Annotated in this window: 3 protein-coding genes; all 3 read left to right on the forward strand. The window is 57.7% G+C overall.

The features are described from left to right. Positions 1-136: 136 nt before the first annotated feature. Positions 137-1,222 carry an ethanolamine utilization protein EutH gene (locus HMPREF1546_RS01600; protein ID WP_021747924.1) on the forward strand — a complete coding sequence of 362 codons (1,086 nt, stop codon included), beginning with the start codon at positions 137-139 and terminating at the stop codon, positions 1,220-1,222. A gap of 50 nt (positions 1,223-1,272) precedes the next feature. Further along, on the forward strand, positions 1,273-1,821 hold the full coding sequence (locus HMPREF1546_RS01605) for a hypothetical protein (protein WP_036629596.1): 549 nt from the start codon (positions 1,273-1,275) through the stop codon (positions 1,819-1,821). Continuing rightward, the coding region (locus tag HMPREF1546_RS01610; RefSeq protein WP_021747926.1) for a hypothetical protein at positions 1,821-2,365 on the forward strand (545 nt) is incomplete at its 3' end. The genes HMPREF1546_RS01605 and HMPREF1546_RS01610, both read left to right, overlap by 1 nt.

Consider the following 2,365-nt stretch of genomic DNA (forward strand, 5'->3'; position numbering starts at 1 on the left):
CGAGAAGGGCCGACCCACCTACTACAAGAAGTAAGTGCGCCGGTTTTTCCGGCAGTACTGCCGGGGGGCGGGACAGTCATGGACTGTCCCGCCTGGGACAAAGACTACGCACAATCATTGATAACTGAGGATACGCATGTCTTTTGATACGATCGTGATGTGGATTATGGCCAGCGGTGCGCTTCTGGGCGCGGTGGACAAGGTCCTCGGCAACCGCTTCGGCCTGGGAGATGAATTCAAGAAGGGCTATGAAACGATGGGGCCTCTGACGATGGGAATGGTAGGCATTGTCTGCCTGACCCCATTGATCCAGAAGGGCATCAACTCCACTATCGCACCGTTGTTTACCGCCATCGGTGTGGACTCCGCCTTTTTGGGGGCGATTCTGGCCAACGACATGGGCGGCTACCAGCTCTCCATGGAGTTGGCGGCGGACCCCAGGGCAGGCGAGATCGCTGGCCTTCTGGTGGCTTCCACGTTGGGGGCAACACTGGTGTTTAACATTCCGGTGGGACTTGGCATTATCAAGAAGGAGCAGCAGCCGGACTTTGTCCGGGGCTTGCTGGTGGGCGTCATTGCAATCCCCTTCGGGAGCTTCTTCGGCGGCTTGTCAGCAGGGTTTCCCCTGGCCCTGGTGGCGGCCAACATCGCTCCCGTGGCCGTCATTTCGATCCTGCTGGCGGTGGGACTGAAATTCATCCCCAGGCAGATGACCAGGGGCTGCCTGATATTTGGCTATCTGGTGAGCGCGGCGGGCTGTGTAGGGCTGGCGTGCGCCGGATTTGAATCCATCACCGGCGTGGTGCTGATTCCAGGCATGGCCCCTGTGGAAGAGGGCATGGCCACGGTGGCAGAAATTGCCATTGTACTCAGCGGCACTTTCCCGGTGCTGGCGATTTTGATGAAGTTCCTGAAAAAGCCGCTGTCCGCACTGGGGCAGAAGCTGGGGCTGGACTTTGTGAGTACCAGCGCCATGATCTTTTCCCTGGCGAATTCCGTGTCCCTCTTTGTGATGATGAAGGATATGAAGAGGCGCGGCATTATCATCGCCACTGCATGGATGGTGACTGCCAGCGCCGTGCTGGGTGACCATCTGGGCTTTACGGCCAGTGTGGCGCAGGAGATGATTTTACCCCTGGTGGTGACGAAGGTCACAGGCGGTATCGTGGCAGTGGCGCTGGGCCTGTATCTGACCCGCAAGCTCCCGGAAACAGACGCCTGAAGCACCGGGGCTGAGATCTACATGAGGAATTGAAGGAGGAGTACAGTACAATGTACAGGGCAGACAAGCTCTACAACGACATGATGGCTGTGGACACGGCTATCAAGCAGCTGAAGGTGGAGGATGAGGCATCCCTGGCGGAGTATTTCCGCCTGTATACGGAGCTGATCTTCAACCACAAGTGGATAGGCAGCATCTATGACATCTACTCTGACAATGCTGATATCTATCGTGAGAACGGCCTCTATCTCCACGGTGCCCACGAGATGATGAAGGACACCCTGAAGCTGACCTCTGCTTTCCCTGACATGCAGGTGACCATGCGGGATACCTTCGCTGTCAAGAGGGATGACGGCTACAAGCTCTGGCGCTACTACACCATGTCTGGAACCAACAAGACTTACAGCATCTATGGCGCCGCCACCAACAAGCCCCTCAACTCCGATGCCTGCATCGCCATGAGTATGGCGACGGTGAAGAAGATCAGCGGCAGATGGCAGATCGTCAAGGAGTTCACCATGTACAGCATCGATGAAATCCGCGACACCTGCACGGCCGAAGATGCGCCTGGTGCCGCAGCAGAGGAGGTCGCAAAATAATGAACATTCGTGATATCAAGCGGAAGAAGATCACCGAGATGACCACAGACGAGATTCTGGCTGAGCGCAAGTTCTACGAGGATGTGATCGCCAACTGCAAATATGAGAAGCCCCAGGACATTGCCGACCTCTTCGAGGCTTACACCATGCTGATCTGGAAGCACAAGCAGGTGGGCCGCGTGTACGACTTCTATTTCGATGGCCTGAAGGAAGAGCGCGACGGCGGCGACAATCTGGAGGGTTCCGATCACGTCGTGCTGGATACCCTGCGTGCCCTGGCCCGGACGCCGGACTTGAACGTGGTGTTCGAGGAGATCCACTGCATCGGCAATCCCAAAGACGGTTTCCGTTTCGGCCAGGTGGTGTGGAACGACGCCACCACCGTGGACGGCGTGGGGCCCGATGGCCCCGGCTCCGGCCTGGGCTATGAGGACCGGGAAGACCTGGAGATGTGCGAGTGCTGGATCCGGAAGATCGACGGCAAGTGGCGTGTGGCCAAGGAAGCCAGTATCCGCAGCAACGCCGCATACAAGCGGGTTCTTGG

Origin of the sequence: Oscillibacter sp. KLE 1745 (assembly GCF_000469445.2) — a bacterium.
Lineage (GTDB): Bacteria > Bacillota > Clostridia > Oscillospirales > Oscillospiraceae > Oscillibacter > Oscillibacter welbionis.